This is a genomic window from Streptomyces sp. ICBB 8177, assembly GCF_003144095.1.
Lineage (GTDB): Bacteria > Actinomycetota > Actinomycetes > Streptomycetales > Streptomycetaceae > Streptantibioticus_D.
On the sequence record NZ_NSKH01000018.1, the window covers coordinates 107,326 to 122,361 of the forward strand.

A 15,036-nucleotide genomic window follows, 5' to 3' on the forward strand; every position below is an offset into this window, starting at 1 on the left:
CCCCCTAAGACGTTTGTGACCGGGGGTAAGTTCACTCACGCAAGCTACCTTTACTGTCCGCTTGCTCTATGGCCAACACTCATCGGGATAATTATGTGATCATTATGTAATCGACTCGGACGTATCGTGTGTAGCCGTTGACCGCATCTGCCGCGTCGTCACCTGAGCGAGAGGATCCCGTCCTGCAACCGGCTGACCGCGCGGCCCGCCGCCACCGCACCCGCCGCCGCGCCGACATGCCTCTGCTGGGCGGCGTCCGGCCGCCCATCGCGGCCCTGTTGGCCCTGCTGCTGGCCGTCGCCGCCATCACCGCCCTCACTCTCGGCCTCGGCCATGGCCAAGCCGTCCAGCAGGCGTCCCGGGACGCCGAGGCGCAGGTCGCCGCCGACGCCGCGGACTCGGTGCGTTCCGCCGTCGACGCGCAGGCCCAGCAGGTCCGGGACACGGCCGACGCCTACGCCGTCACCTCCCGCACCACCCCGGCCGCCGCCCTGAAGTCCCTGGTGACCGTCGGCACGTCGGAGCCCGGCGCCGCGCTGCTCGACCCGCGCGACGGCACCCGGCTGGCGGCCGTCGGCGAGGCGGTGCCGCTGACCGGCGTCGACGTGGTGGCGCAGGACGAGCAGAGCGCGGGCGGCCCGATCGCGCCCCGGCTGGTCTCCGGCGGCGCCACGCCCCGCCTGCTGTACTTCGCCCGGGTCACGCTGCCCGCCGACGCGCTCAACGACCCGGGCAACCAGGACCAGGGCCAGGACACCAGCGGGCAGAACGCGGCGAAGAACCCGCACCACTGGCTGCTGGTGGTCTCCGGCCCGGTCAGCGCTCCCCCGGTGCACGGCGACGGCCGCACCGTGCGGCTGGTCGACCGCGACGGCCAGGTACTGGCGGGCACCGCCACCGCCGCGCAGACCACCGGCGCCCCGGGAGCCGCCACCGGCACTGACCTGTCGGCCGCCGACCGCACGCTGCCCGAGACCGCCGCCGACGCGGCCAACGCCGCCCCGCGCGCCTCCGAGGCGTTCGGCAGCCTGCTCGGTGCCACCCAGGGCTCCTCCCGCACCGTCGCGGGCTGGGCGTCGGTCGCCCCGGCCGGCGGCAAGGGCGACACCGCGCAACTGGGCCTGACCGTGCTGACCGCCCGCCCGGTACCGCTCACCCCGGCCGGGGCCGACCACGCCGGCTCCGGGCTGATCGCCGCCGGGGTGCTGGTGCTGATCGCGCTGCTGGTCACCGCGGTGCTGTCGGTCACCGTGCAGCGCCCGCTGCTGCGGCTGCACCTGTCCGCCGCCCGCCTCGGCCGGGGCGTCCTGGACGACCCGGAGGCCACCGGTGACGAACTGCTGCGGCCGGTGCCAACTCCCGCGTTCGGCGAGCCGGCCCGGATCGGCGCCGCGCTGGAGTCGCTGCGCCGCCAGTTGCTGGGCGAGGCCGAGCCGCGTCCGGCGGCCGCCCGCCGCGGGCCCGGCACCCGCGCGGTCGTCGTGCTGTGCGCGGTGCTGGTGGCAGCCTGGTCGCTGCCGCTGCTGTTCCTCGTCAACCGCGCCGACCCGCGCACCGCGATCCCGGCCGACGTGATCGCCGACCAGCAGGCCCGCACCGAGGCCGCCGCCGACCGGGTACGCGACTCCCTCGACCAGCGCTACACCGACCTGGCCTCGGTGGCCCACCAGCTGTCCGGCCGCAACGCCGACGCGGACGCGACCGTGCTGCGGCACGCGCTGTCCCAGCACAGGCAGTACCGCTCGCTGTACGTCATCGACAGCGCGGGCGCGATCGTCCAGCGGGTCGGCCAGACGCCGCTGCGCACGATCGTGCACACCCCGACCGGCAGCGGCATCACCACGGTGAACACCTCGGGCCGCATCCCGTCCATCGCCGCCTACGCGCAGATCCCGGCGGCGAAGAACGCGCCCGGCGGCGACCGCGCCCCGGTGGTGCTCTTCGGCGAGCTCGACGTGCACGCGCTCGACGGCACCCTGTCGCGGCCCGCCCTGGGCAGCGTCTGGCTCACCGACCAGCGCTACAAGGTGCTCGCCGCCAACGTGGGCTTCACCGCCTTCCAGGCGCTGCCCGACTCCCGCCTCGACCGGCTCGCCGCCGGCACCCAGGCGGCGGTCGGCACCGCGGGCTCGGCGACCTCCACCGTGCTCGACAAGGGCCCGGCGCCCACCGGGGACTCCGCGGTGGCCGCCGCCGCGCCGCTGGCCACCACCGGCCCGGCGGCGGGCCTGAGCTGGCGGGTGGTCTCCTCGAAGCCGGCCGCCGCGCTGAAGCTGACCGCGTTCCAGGTGCAGTGGAACACCATGCTGGCCGGGCTGCTCGGGCTCAGCGTGGGCGTCGCCTGCCTGGCCTGGCTGCACATCGTGGTGGTCCGTCCGCTGCGGGCGCTGGCCGGGCTCGCCGAACGGCTCGCGGCCGGCGACCGGCGCACCGTGCTCTACCCCGTCAACCATGACGAGGCGGGCTCGGTCACCCGCGGCCTGGAACTGGTCCGCCAGGCCCTGGTCGCCCGCGACCGCCGCTCCGCCCGGGGCGCCGTCCCCACCGGCTCACCGGAACCGGCGGACCCGTCGGCGCCGTCGTCGTCGGGAGCGGCGGCTTCCTCGTCGTCCGCTCCGCCGTCCTCGACGGCGGGCAACTCCACCCACCCGACCGGCCCGCGCCACGGCGCGCCACGAGCGTAGAAGAAGCGATTCGACGTGTTGTTCCTCTATGTCGTGCTCCTGCTGAGTTGCGCCGTGCTGTTGGTGGCCGGCGTGCTGGAGCAGCGGCGTCATTACGCGTCGTTGGAGCAGATACCCGTGCGGGTGCTGGTCAACGGTATTCGTGGCAAGTCGTCGATCACGCGGTTGTGTGCGGGGGCGCTGCGGGGTGGTGGTCTGGTGACGGTGGGCAAGACCACGGGGACTGCGGCGCGGTTCATCCATCCGGACGCGACCGAGGAGCCGGTGTACCGGAAGTTCGGGCTGGCGAACGTGGTGGAGCAGATCGGGATCGTGCGCCGGGCGGCGACGTACCGTCCGGACGCTCTGGTGATCGAGTGCATGGCGGTGATGCCGGCGTTGCAGGAGATCAACCAGGAGAAGCTGATCAGGTCCACGATCGGTGTGCTGTGCAACGTGCGTGAGGACCATCTGGCGGAGATGGGTCCGACGCTGGACGACGTGGCGCGGTCGTTGTGCCGGTCGATGCCGGTGGGCGGGATCTGTGTGACCGCGGAGAAGGACCGGCTGCACATCCTCCAGGAGGAGGCCGACAAGCGGGACTGCCGTTTGGTGGCGGTGGATCCGGAGGCGGTCACGGACGAGGAGCTGCGGGGGTTCTCGTGGTTCACGTTCAAGGAGAACGTGGCGATCGCGTTGGCGGTGGCGGATCTGCTGGGGGTGGACCGGGCGACCGCGATGAAGGGGATGTGGGAGGCGCCGCCGGATCCGGGTGTGCTGTCGGTGGAGCGGTATGTGACGGGTGAGGGCAAGAAGCTGCGGTTCGCCAACGTCTTCGCGGCCAACGACCCGGAGTCGACGTTGATGAACGTCCAGCAGCTGGAGCAACTCGGCGCGATCCGGCGCCCGTTGAGCGTGGTCATCAACTGCCGTCCGGACCGGGTGGAGCGCAACGGGCAGATGGGTGCGATCGTGCCGGATCTGGACCCGGACACGGTGTTCCTGATCGGCCATCCGACGAAGTCCGCGCGGGACGGGATTCCGGCGTCCTGGCGGGGGAACGTGGTGGACCTGGGCGGGGACCGCCGTGATCCGCACGAGTTGACGCGGGAGATGCTGGCCGCGCTGGGGCCGGACTCCTCGATGGTCGCGGTCGGCAACATCCACGGCCAGGGCGAACTGTTCCTGGAATGCCTCGCCGAACTCCCCCTGGACGAGAGCGAGGACGCCCCGCTGCTGGCGCCGGACGGCACCGAGGCCGACACCGGCACCATGGCCGTGGCCCGCCCGCCCGAGCCGGAGCCGTACAGCTGGGTCGCGCCGCTGGACAGCCCCGCGCAGCACGGCGGTCACGACCACCAGACCCACCAGACCTACCCCGGCCAGTGGGCGCACGTCGGCTACGAGACGCTCGACCAGGACGCCGCGCAGGGCGGCTGGGGCTACGACGGCGGCTACGGCTCCCACGGCGGCGCCGGTCACGGGTCGCCGCAAGGCGCGCCCACCGCGGCCCTGCCGCCGGTGCCCGACGACCCGCCCGGCCACACACCGTCGCCGTACGACCGTGGGCCGCACGAACCGTTGCCCCACGAACCGTTGCCGCACCTGCCGCACGACCGGGCACCGCACGACCGCCCGCACCGCGACGACGCGCCGCACGTCCCCGGCCAGCGCGCGCGCCGCGCCGAAGACCCCGACCACCCGTACGACTCGCTGAGGAAGCCGCTGTGATCCCCGCCAACGTCACGCCCGAGGTCGCCGCCCTGGGCATCTCCCTCGGCCTGGTCTTCTCGCTCATCTGCTACCTGACCACCAACCTCTCCCCCGGCGGCATGATCACCCCCGGCTGGCTGGCGCTGACCCTGGTGACGGACGCGGGCATGGCGGCGCTGATGATCGGCGTGACCGCGCTGACCTTCTTCGCCACCAAGCTGCTCCAGCGCAACGTGATCCTGTACGGCAAGCGGCTGTTCGCCGCCGTCGTGCTGACCGCGGTGCTGCTCCAGGCGACCGTGATGCTCGCGCTCCAGCACGAGTTCCCGCTGCTCTACACCACCCAGACGCTCGGCTTCATCGTGCCCGGCCTGATCGCCTACCAGCTGGTGCGCCAGCCCATGGCCGCCACCGCCATCGCCACCACCGCGGTGACGCTCGGCGCGTACGTGGTGCTCGCCGCCGGTCTGCTGCTCGGCGCCCTGCCCACCTCCTGATCCAGCGACTTCGAGTACCGAGGAGTCCCCGAGATGCAACAGGTCCCGACCCGGCACGGCCCACCGGGCCGCCGTCCCAGCCGCCGCGCCGTCCTGGGCGGCGTGGCGGGCGCGGTGGCGGCCGGTGCGGTCGGCCTCTACGCGGTCGACCGGGCCAGTGGCGGCGGGCCCGACGACGCCGTGCCGCAGCACGAGAGCGGCTCGCCCAGCGCCGTACCGACCGGCGGCTACCGCTTCGAACGCGTCACGTCGCCCGACCGCACCGTCGTGCGCGACGCCTCCGGCAACCTGCTGGCGACCTTCACCGACGGCGCCCGCACCGCGCTGCTCAGCGGCCCGCAGCGCACCTTCAGCGAGCCGCGCACCACCGACGCCGTCGTGCACAGCACCGCCTGGGTGCGGCTGATGTCCACCGAGTGGTCGCGCGGCCGGGAGAACACCTCGTGGTTCCGCTCGTGGTTCCCCGAGACCCTCGCCGACCGCAGCCCCGACGTGCTGATGACCGCCTTCGAGTACGGCGACGGCGCGCCGCCGAAGTACAAGAACGGGCTGCGCTACGCGGGCGACGCCAACTTCGGTCCCCGGGTACCCGGTCAGACGGAGGACTCCTTCCACTCCCGGGACGAGAAGTCCGACTTCTACGACTACCTCGGCATCCCGTGGACCTTCCCGGACGGCATGCACGTCACGCCCGAGAAGGAGCGCTACGGCGACGTGGACTGCTCCGGCTTCATGCGGCTGCTGTGGGGCTACCGCATGGGCTACCCGCTGCACGGCACCAACGATCCGGGTGTCGGGCTGCCCCGGCGGGCCTACGCCATCGCCAAGTACGCCCCCGGCGTGGTGCTGATCCCCGACACCAACAGCCGGCCGGCCGACATCAGCATGCTGCAACCCGGCGACCTGGTCTTCTTCGCCATCAACATCGGCAAGCCGATCACCGTCGACCACTGCGGGATGTACCTGGGCATCGACAACGAGGGCCATCCCCGCTTCTATTCCAGTCGCTCGCAGGCCAACGGGCCGACGATGGGCGACAAGGCGGGCGTGGCCCGTCTCGACGGTGACGGCTTCTACGCCGCCGGACTGAGGGTGGCGCGTCGCCTGTGACCAACTCCCGCCGACGCCGCTCCTCCTCCCCCGCCCCGGGCGGCCCTCCGCCATCCGAGGGGGACTTCGCGACGACCCAACTCCCGCCAATACCAGGCGACTTCGCCACGACCCAACTCCCGCCGGCGCCGGACGACTTCGCCACGGCCCAACTCCCTCCGGTACCGGGCGACGACCCCACCGCGCGGATCACGCCCGTCTCCGGGGCGCCTGCCGCGGACACCGGCACCGCCGCCGTCCCGGACGCCAGGACCGGCCACCGTCGCGCCGCCGACCGGGGCCGCCGCCGCGCCCGCCCCGGCGGCGAGCGGGGACGGGCCACGACGCCCGCCAGGCCCGCGCCGCAGCCCGCACCGGTCTGGGAGCGTCCCGCACTCGCGGGCCTGCTGCTGCTGGCCACCGTGCTGTACGCCTGGGGCATGGGCCACGCCGCGGTCCACCCGTACTACGCCGCGGCCGTGCGGTCGATGGCGGCGAGCTGGCACGCCTTCGTCTACGGCGGCGTGGACGTCAGCGGTTCCATCACCATCGACAAACTGCCCGGGGGCCTGTGGCCGCAGGCGCTGTCGGTGCGGGTCTTCGGGCCTCACCTGTGGGCCGTGGCACTGCCGCAGGTGATCGAGGGCGTGGCGACCGTCTTCCTCCTGCACCGGATCGTCCGCGCCTGGGCGGGCCCGCTCGGCGCGATCTTCGCCGCGGCGGTCTTCACCCTCACCCCGGTCGCGGTCGTGCTGACCCGGCACGACATCCCCGACACGCTGCTGACGCTGCTGCTCGTGCTGGCGGCGGGCGCGGCGCAGAAGGCGGTGCGCACCGGGGGCTGGGCACCGCTGCTGACCTGCGCGGTGTGGATCGGCCTCGCCTTCCAGGCGAAGATGCTCCAGGCCTGGCTGGTGCTGCCCGCGTTCGCCCTGGCCCACCAACTCGCCGCGCCGGGAAGCGTGGTGCGCCGGATCACGCGGCTGGTGGCGGCCGGGGCGCTGGCGCTGCTGGTGTCCTGCTCGTGGCTGCTGTTGGTGTGGGCGACCCCGGCGGGCAGCCGCCCGTACCTCGACGGCACCACCAACAACAACCCGTTCACCCTGGTCTTCGGCTACAACGGCCTGAGCCGCTTCGGCGGCAACCCCAACGCCCTGGGCGCCGTGGCGGGCACCGCGGCGAGCCGCACCAGCGGCAACACCGGCTGGACGATGCTGGTCAACCACACGGTCGGGCCGCAGATCGCCTGGTTCCTGCCGCTCGCTGTGCTGGCGGTGGTGCTGGGGGTGCGGTGGCGCCGGGGCGAGCCGCGCACCGACGCGCTGCGCGCCGGGTTCGTGCTGTGGGGCGGCTGGCTGGTGCTGCACGTGATGGTCTTCAGCCTCTCCAACGGCAACCACGGCTACTACACCATCGTGCTGGCGCCCGCGCTGGCCGCGCTCGCGGGCGGCGGGGTCGCGATGATGTGGGAGCAGTACCAGACCGGCGGACCGCGCCGGGCCGCGCTGCCCGCGGCGATCGCGCTGAGCGCGGTGTGGGCGGCGGTGCTGGAGGAGCCCCATCCGGGCTTCCCCCGCTGGACGCTGCCGATCGCGCTGATGCTGGGGGTGTGCGGCGCGCTGGGCCTGTGGATCCGCGGTCCGCGCACCACGCGCCGCGGCGTGCTCGGCGCGCTGGGCGCGGGACTGGCGGCGACGCTGCTGGCGCCCGCCGCGTGGTCGCTGTCCTGCCTCGACCCGGTGTACGCGGGCTCCCCGACCTCACCGCTGGCCGGGCCGGTCGGCACCGCGTACTTCGCGTTGAAGGACGGGCAGACCAAGGTCGACACGACCGCGCTGAACGCCCCCGACAGGCGCGACCGCCAGCTGCTCGCCTACCTCCAGGCCAACCGCTCGGGCGCGAAGTACCTGGTGGCCACGCAGGCCGCGTACTCCGCGGAGCCGCTGCTGCGCGACACGGCGGCGCCGATGCTGGTGATGGGCGGCTTCACGGGCCTGACCCCGTTCCCCACGGCGCCGCAGCTGGCCTCGCTGGTCTCCTCCCACCAGGTCCGCTTCGCCCTGCTGACCACCCAGCGCCCGCCCACCCCGGCCACGAAGTGGGTCAAGTCCAACTGCACCCGCGTCCCGGCGAAGGCCTACGGCAGGACGTCCGACGGCAGCTTCCGCCTGTACGACTGCGCACCGGCGTTGTGAGGTAGGGATGTTACGGATCGAGGCGGTCGACCCGTCGCGGATCAGCCGGTTCTGGACCCTGCTGCACGTCGACACGCCCATGCAGGTATCGCTGGCCAAGGTGCCTGCCATGTGGATCGTCGTCCAGCCGCTGATCCGCAGTGTCGAGGACGAGGCCTCGTTCCTGGTGACCCAAGGCGCGGAAGTGGTCGGGGAGTTCGAGCACGGTCTGCTCATGCGCGACCCCGAGGGCAACCCGTTCTACCTGGAGCCCAATCCGGACCTGCACCTGCTCGACGACGGTCCGGCAGACTTGGAGCCCTGAGGGCTGCGCAACCCGGATCCGGGAGGGCGCTCGCGCGGGACGCGGCTCAGGACGCCAACTCCCGTTCCAGGGGCGTGCGGAAGCGGGGGGTGACTCTCGTGCCGGCCAGCCAGCCCACCAGGCGGGCTGCTTCCGTTTCGACGGCCTGCTGCGCCTGGCGGCCGATGTCGGTCAGCACGCGCCAGGCGATCGTGCCGTCCGGGCGCTGGGCCCACCCGCCCACGATGCGGCCGTCGCACCACACCGTGGGGCCGACGTTGCCCGCGCGGTCGTACAGCGCGGGGACGTGGGCCGGGTCGAGATACCAGTCGCGGCCGCGCCAGCCCATCGCCGTCGGGTCGAGCCCGGGCAGCAGCGCCACCCACGGCGCCACCTCCGCGTCCGGCTCCTCGTCGCCGGGCAGCACGTAACCCGCGCCGGTCTCCACCGCGCCCAGGTCGGCCAGCGCGGCCCGGGTGTCGCGCAGCGTCCAGCCGGTCCACCACTTCACGTCCGCCTCCGTGCCCGGCCCGTACGACGCGAGCCACCGCCGTACGATCTCCGCCCGCGCCCGCGCCGCCGGCACCTCGGGCCACTGCGGCGCCGGCGCCCACGGGTGGACGTTGCTGGTCCACGAACCGCGCGGCCGGGCGCGGCGCACGTGCCCGTCGGAGGCCAGCAGCCGCAGCAGTCTGCTGCCGACGCTCTGCCGCGCCTCGTACGGCTTGCCCGGCGACATCAGCATCGTCTCGCGCAACTCCGGTACGTCCTGGGTCAGTTCGGCGGTGGTCGCCTCGCCGCGCCGGGCGAGGGCGGCGAGCACCCGGTCCTGGGTCCGGGCGAGCCGCGCCTCGTCCCACCCCTGTGCGTGTTCGCTCAAGCGCTTGAGCAGCGTGGCCCGTTCGCGCGCCGCCACCGGCCGGGCGGCGCCCGCGCTGACGTACGGCGCGAACTCCTCGGTGACCGCGAAGAGGGTGCGCCGCATCGCCAGCAGCCGCACCAGCGTCACGTCCTCGTACAGCGCCCGGTCCACCTCCGCCGCGTCCGGGCGGGCGAGCCGGGCCCCGGCGGACAGGTAGACGGTGGCCGGGTCGGAGGCGTGCAGCGCGACGAGGGCGTCGGCGACGGCCTCCACGGTGTCCGCCCGCAGCGGCGGGGCGAGCAGGTGCCGCCGGGCGAGCCGGACGCTGCGCTGGGCGTCGGTGAGGGAGGGACGAGCGGTCATGCCCGGACGATACGACCCGCCGCGGACAACCCCCGTCCTGAACACGGGCCCGCCCGGCAGCGGCACCCCCACTCCCTGACCGGCCGTCGCCGGTGCCGCCTCACCGCCCCGGGCGCGGGCCGCTCCCCGCGGCGGAGGCCCGGTCGTGGGCAGCGCGGGCGATGTTGCGGGCCATGCCGCCGAACACCACGGCGTGGAACGGCGAGACGCTCCACCAGTAGGCGTGCCCGAGCAGCCCGCGCGGATGGAAGACGGCACGCTGCCGGTAGCGCGAGCGGCGCCCCGCGCCCAAGGCAGCGCCGTCGGCCGCGTCGCAGCGCATCTCCAGCCACGCCAGGCCCGGCAGCCGCATCTCGGCCCGCAGCCGCAGCAGGCGGCCGGGCTCGATCTCCTCCACCCGCCAGAAGTCCAGCGAGTCCCCGACCCGCAGCCGCGCCGCGTCCCGCCTCCCCCGGCGCAGCCCCACCCCGCCGGCCAGCCGGTCCAGCCAGCCGCGCACCGCCCAGGCGAGCGGGAAGGAGTACCAGCCGTTGTCGCCCCCGATGCCCTCGATGACGTCCCACAGCGCGGCGGGCGGCGCGTCGACGGTCAGTTCGCGGCGGTCGGTGTAGAGGCTGCCGCCCGCCCAGTCGGGGTCGGTCGGCAGCGGATCGCTCGGCGCGCCCGGCACCGCCGCCGACGACCACCGGGTGGCGACCTGGGCCTCCCGCACCCGCCGCAGCGCGAGGCGGACCGACTCGTCGAACCCGAGCGGGTGCCCCGGAGGGTCCGGCACGTAGCGGGCGATGTCGTGCTCGTGGCAGACGACCTCGTGCCGCAGCGACTCGGCCAGCGGGCGGGCGATGGAGGCCGGCACCGGTGTCACCAGCCCCACCCACTGGCTGGACAGCCCCGGGGTCAGTACCCGAACCGGCAGGATCAGCCGCCGCGGCAGCCCCGCCACTGCCGCGTACCGGCACATCATCTCCCGGTACGTCAGCACCTCGGGCCCGCCGACGTCGAACGTGCGGTTGACGTCGCCGGGCAGCCGCGCGCAGCCCACCAGGATCCGCAGCACGTCGCGTACGGCCAGTGGCTGGATGCGGGTGCCGACCCAGCTGGGGGTGACCATGACCGGCAGCCGCTCGGTGAGATAGCGCAGCATCTCGAAGGAGGCGGAGCCGGAGCCGATGATGACCGCCGCGCGCAGGACCGCGGTCGGCACGCCGCTGTCCAGCAGGATGCGGCCGACCTCGGCACGTGAACGCAGGTGCGGTGACAGGTCCCGTTCCGGCACGCCCGCCGGGGTGAGCCCGCCGAGGTAGACGATCCGGCGGACTCCGGCCTCGCGCGCCCTTTCTCCGAAGATCCGGGCGGCGCGGCGGTCGGTCTCCTCGAAGTCGCTCCCGGTGCCGAGCGCGTGCACCAGGTAGTACGCGACGTCCACGCCCCGCATCGCCTCGGCCACGTCCGCCGCGTCGGTGACGTCACCGCGCGCGATCTCGGCCTGGCCGGCCCAGGGGTGGTCGCGCAGCTTCTCCGGCGAGCGCGCGAGGCAGCGGACCCGGTACCCGGTGGCGAGCAGTTGGGGCACGAGGCGTCCGCCGATGTACCCGGTGGCCCCGGTGACCAGGCACCGCTCGCCCTCGCCGCTCACGCGCGCCTCCGTCGTCCCGTCGTCGCCCCCGCCGGTCGTCGTCCCGCCATCGGCGATGCCTACCCCGGCCGAGCACGGCCCCGTTCCGCCGGGCGGCTACAACTCGGCCGCACGTGCGCGCCGGCGCGGTCGGCAGGCTCGTCGTCCTGCCTGAGCGCGCGGGCGGCGATCGTGGCGTTATCCGGCGGCTTCGACGCCGCACGCACCGGCGCGAGCATGACGACCAGGGCGGAGGCCGACCCGGTCTTCACCCGCGAACGGCTCGCGCACACCGGGGCGGTGTACCTCGCGGGCCAGGATCCGCGGCAGGGACCTAGTCCGGCGCCAGGGCCCACCCCGGCGTCCACGTCGCGGCGTCGTCGCGGCCGGGGCGAGTGGACCTCAGGTGGGCGTCGAGCGCGGCGAGGAGCGGGTGGGAGTTGTCGCGGTGCCGCAGCAGGGAGTGCGGGTAGACCGGCACCGGGTCGCGAACCGGCAGCCGCCGCAGGCCGTGCTCGGCGGGCCAGACCAGGCGGGTGCGTTCACCGACGAACGTCGCCAGCGACCCGGAGCCCGCGAGGGTGTCCAGCAGCGGCTGCGTGCCGAAGCCGGGCCCGGTGATCTCGACGGTCAGGCCGAACGCGGCGGCCAGGTCGGCGTAGTAGGCGGTCGACTCGGTTCCGGGGGCCAGCCCCGGCATCCAGATCCGGTGCCCGGCCAGCTGTGCGGGTGTGACCGCGTGGGCCGCCGCCAGCGGGTGCGCCGGGCCGACCACCAGCTCGACGGGCTCGTCGAAGGCCCGCACGGCCCGGACCTCGTCGGGCAGCCTGCGGCCGGGCATCGTGACGGCGCGGAACGACGCGTCGATCGCGCCGGAGGCGATGGCCTCGACGGCCGCGTCCGCGTCCGGCAGCGTCACGACGTCCAGCTCGGCGTCGGGGTGGGCGCGGTGGAAGTCGTGCAGGACACCGGCCGGGCCGAGCCGCCGCCCGATCACGTCCACGCGCAGCGCCCGGCCGCCCGGCCGCACCGAGGCGAGCGCCCGCGCCTCGGCCCGCAGCAGGTCGCGGGCGTGCGGCAGGAACGCCTGCCCGTCGAGCGTGAGCCGGGCGCCCCGCGGGGTGCGGGTGAACAACCGCACCCCGAGCGCCTTCTCCAGTCCCGCGACGCGCTTGGAGACCGCCTGCTGGGTGACCGACAGCTCGACGGCGGCGTCCTGGAACCGCCCCGCCCGGGCGGCGGCCACGAAGGTGCGCACGGCGTCGAGGTCCACGTCACCCACGCTAGCCGCACAACGATCGGTTGTGCCGTCCCGGCCCGGCGGTTGTTTGCCCGCCGGGGCCCGCCCCCGCTTGGATGCCGGGGTCGGGGTGTGGCGGGTCGGGAGCGGGACGAGGGCTGCGTTGGGTATGACGGGCGGACGGCGGCGGTCGCTGGGGCGGCGGTTCGGATGGCTGTGGGCGGCGTACGCGGTCAGCTCGTACGGCTCCGGGCTCGGGTTCGGCGCGTTCCCGCTGATCGCGGTGCTGGTGCTGCACTCGGGACCGGCCCAGGTGGCGGCGCTGTCGGCGGCGGGCCGGGCGGTCGGGGCGCTGCTCGCGGTGCCGCTGGGGCCGTGGGTGGAGTTCCGCCGCAAGCGGCCGGTGATGATCGCGACGGACCTGGCGCGGTTCGCGGCGATGGCGAGCGTCCCCGCCGCGTACGCGCTCGGGTGCCTCGGCTTCGTCCAGCTCCTCGTCGTGTCGGTCGTCGTCGCGGCGGCCAACATCGCGTTCAAGGCGGCGAGCGGCGCGTACCTGAAGGCGCTGGTGCCGCCGGAGGACCTGCTGATCGCGAACGGCCGCTTCGAGTCGACGACCTGGACCTCCACGGTGGTCGGCCCCCCGCTCGGCGGCGCGGCGATCGCGCTGTTCGGCCCGGCGACGACGGTGATCGCGGACGCGGTGAGCTATCTGCTGTCGGCGGTGGGGATCCGGGCGATCGGCGGGAGCGAGGAGAGGCCGTCCGTTCCGCGACGGGCGGCAAGGACCCGGCGGCCCCGGCTCGGCGAGCTGCTGGAAGGCTGGCGCTATGTCCTGGCCAGTGCGGCGCTGCGTCCGCTGTTCTTCAACGCCATGCTCTCCAACGGCCTGATCATGGCGACGGAACCGCTGCTCGCCGTGCTCCTGCTGGGCCGGCTGGGCTTCGCCCCCTGGCAGTACGGTCTCGCGTTCGCGGCGCCGTGCGTGGGCGGGCTGATCGGGTCGCGGATGGCGCACCGGCTGGTGAATCGGTTCGGGCAGCACAGGGTGATGCTGTGGTCAGGGGCCGGGCGGGCGGTGTGGCTGGTCGGCCTGGCGTTCGTGCGGCCCGGGGCGGCGGGGATGGCGGTCGTGATCGTCTGCCAGCTGGGGCTGGTGACGTGCTGCGGGGTGTTCAACCCGGTGCTGGCCACGTACCGCCTCGCCCACACCGCGCCCGACCGCGTGGCCCGGACGCTGTCCGCGTGGTCGGTCAGCACCAGCGCGGCCATCGCGGCGACGACCGCGCTGTGGGGCGTCCTGGCGTCGGCCACCTCACCCAGGACCGCGTTGGCCCTGGCGGGCACCCTGTTCCTGGCGACCCCGCTGCTCCTGCCGCGCCGGGAGCGGGCACCGGGGGTGTCGGAGGTCGCGGTGACGGCGAGGTGACGCTGCCTCAGGCGTCGGTGGAGGCGGGGGGCGGCGTCGCGCCGCCGCTCAGCCTGGCCCGGGCGGTCTCGCCGCGCTCGTGTGCGGCGGCCTGGCGTTCCTGGGAGGCGATCTGCTCGCGCTGGACCTCGGCGTCGAGTTCGTTCTTGCGGCGCTGGGTGGTGGCCTCGATCCGCGCCTTGGCCACGGAAGCGGCGGCGGTGAAGCTGGCGGCGACGGCGCCGCCGGTGACGAGTTCGTTGATCAGGTCGAGTTCGGAGCCGCGCTCCAGCGCGGCGCAGGCGGACTCGATGGCGGGCATGGCCGCGGGCAGCGATGCGACTTCGCGGCCGAGAGGAGGGTGACTCGCAGTCCAGTCCCCGGCCGCCGGGGCGTCGACGTAGCCACACTCCGGGCAGTACGGCCCCGTCTCCGGCTCCCGCATGGCCCCGCACCGCTCGCAAGTCCCACCCGCGCCCGGCGGCCCGCCCTGACCGACCGCCGAGGCGCTCCCGCCGACCGGCAAGCCGCACACGTCGCAGTAGTCCTCAGCCTCGGAGCGATGGTTGCGCGGGCAAGTCGCCATGTGAGCATGGTAGTTGGAGACGGGACGCAGGGCGCGGGTCGAACGCACAGGACCCGGAGGCGCGGAACCGAACGAGCGCCCTGGGTCTCCGCGCGGTGCGAGAGCGTTCTACGGGCCCGCGCAGGGCCCAGGGGGCGAGAATGAAATTCCCCACCCTCGTGGGGCGGGGGACTGCGGAACGAGCGACAACACGGCATGGGTTGGCGCGTTCTCGGACTTCGGAACCACCGTGCACATCGCTATGCCGGCCTCGGCGGGATGGCCTCGCGGACACGCCGGTCCGCCGCAACGGAAAAGGCCCAGACCCCGACGCGAAGTCGATGACCTGGGCCTCTGCGGAGCCGCCTAAGGGAATCGAACCCTTGACCTACGCATTACGAGTGCGTCGCTCTGGCCGACTGAGCTAAGGCGGCAGCGCTGCCCCCGCTGGGGGCAACGGGTGCAAGTTTACACACGCCGCGGGGGTGCTTCGTACCGCGTTTCACGTGCGGCGGCCGCGCCCCGGCCAGCTCAGGTCCACGT

Annotated in this window: 11 protein-coding genes and 1 tRNA gene; 7 read left to right on the forward strand and 5 right to left on the reverse strand. The window is 74.3% G+C overall.

Going from position 1 to position 15,036, the window contains the following annotated elements; all coding sequences use genetic code 11:
• The first annotated feature begins 137 nt into the window (after positions 1–137).
• The 6 genes from CK485_RS30035 to CK485_RS08865 are packed head-to-tail and all read left to right on the forward strand — an operon-like array spanning position 138 to position 8,461.
• Complete coding sequence (locus CK485_RS30035) at positions 138–2,684, forward strand: HAMP domain-containing protein (protein ID WP_275124594.1); 2,547 nt, start codon at positions 138–140, stop codon at positions 2,682–2,684.
• A 15-nt stretch (positions 2,685–2,699) separates the two neighbouring features.
• Complete coding sequence (gene pgsB, locus CK485_RS08845; RefSeq protein WP_109448797.1) at positions 2,700–4,394, forward strand: poly-gamma-glutamate synthase PgsB; 1,695 nt, start codon at positions 2,700–2,702, stop codon at positions 4,392–4,394.
• Positions 4,391–4,873 carry a poly-gamma-glutamate biosynthesis protein PgsC/CapC gene (locus tag CK485_RS08850; protein WP_109448799.1) on the forward strand — a complete coding sequence of 161 codons (483 nt, stop codon included), beginning with the start codon at positions 4,391–4,393 and terminating at the stop codon, positions 4,871–4,873. The genes pgsB and CK485_RS08850 overlap by 4 nt, the downstream gene beginning before the upstream one ends.
• Positions 4,874–4,906: 33 nt before the next feature.
• Positions 4,907–5,983 carry an NlpC/P60 family protein gene (locus CK485_RS08855; RefSeq protein WP_109448800.1) on the forward strand — a complete coding sequence of 359 codons (1,077 nt, stop codon included), beginning with the start codon at positions 4,907–4,909 and terminating at the stop codon, positions 5,981–5,983.
• A complete protein-coding gene (locus tag CK485_RS08860) occupies positions 5,980–8,157 on the forward strand; it encodes a glycosyltransferase family 39 protein (RefSeq protein ID WP_241968236.1) in 2,178 nt (725 codons plus the stop codon). The genes CK485_RS08855 and CK485_RS08860 overlap by 4 nt, the downstream gene beginning before the upstream one ends.
• A gap of 7 nt (positions 8,158–8,164) precedes the next feature.
• Complete coding sequence (locus CK485_RS08865) at positions 8,165–8,461, forward strand: hypothetical protein (protein ID WP_109448802.1); 297 nt, start codon at positions 8,165–8,167, stop codon at positions 8,459–8,461.
• Between the two features lie 46 nt (positions 8,462–8,507).
• On the opposite strand, the gene CK485_RS08870 is transcribed toward CK485_RS08865, so the two are convergent.
• The 3 genes from CK485_RS08870 to CK485_RS08880 all read right to left on the reverse strand — a co-directional run bounded on the left by CK485_RS08870 (position 8,508) and on the right by CK485_RS08880 (position 12,553).
• Positions 8,508–9,665 carry a winged helix DNA-binding domain-containing protein gene (locus tag CK485_RS08870; RefSeq protein WP_109448804.1) on the reverse strand — a complete coding sequence of 386 codons (1,158 nt, stop codon included), beginning with the start codon at positions 9,663–9,665 and terminating at the stop codon, positions 8,508–8,510.
• A 100-nt stretch (positions 9,666–9,765) separates the two neighbouring features.
• Positions 9,766–11,301 carry an SDR family oxidoreductase gene (locus tag CK485_RS08875; RefSeq protein WP_199239291.1) on the reverse strand — a complete coding sequence of 512 codons (1,536 nt, stop codon included), beginning with the start codon at positions 11,299–11,301 and terminating at the stop codon, positions 9,766–9,768.
• A gap of 313 nt (positions 11,302–11,614) precedes the next feature.
• On the reverse strand, positions 11,615–12,553 hold the full coding sequence (locus tag CK485_RS08880) for a LysR family transcriptional regulator (protein ID WP_109452656.1): 939 nt from the start codon (positions 12,551–12,553) through the stop codon (positions 11,615–11,617).
• Positions 12,554–12,689: 136 nt separating this feature from the next.
• Here CK485_RS08880 and CK485_RS08885 point away from each other — a divergent pair, with 136 nt between their 5' ends.
• Positions 12,690–13,949 (forward strand): MFS transporter, encoded by a 1,260-nt coding sequence (locus CK485_RS08885; protein WP_109448808.1) that lies wholly within the window; start codon positions 12,690–12,692, stop codon positions 13,947–13,949.
• Between the two features lie 7 nt (positions 13,950–13,956).
• Here CK485_RS08885 and CK485_RS08890 read toward each other — a convergent pair whose 3' ends face one another.
• A complete protein-coding gene (locus CK485_RS08890; RefSeq protein WP_109448810.1) occupies positions 13,957–14,250 on the reverse strand; it encodes a hypothetical protein in 294 nt (97 codons plus the stop codon).
• A 603-nt stretch (positions 14,251–14,853) separates the two neighbouring features.
• Positions 14,854–14,927: transfer RNA gene (locus CK485_RS08895), tRNA-Thr, on the reverse strand.
• Positions 14,928–15,036 lie beyond the last annotated feature (109 nt).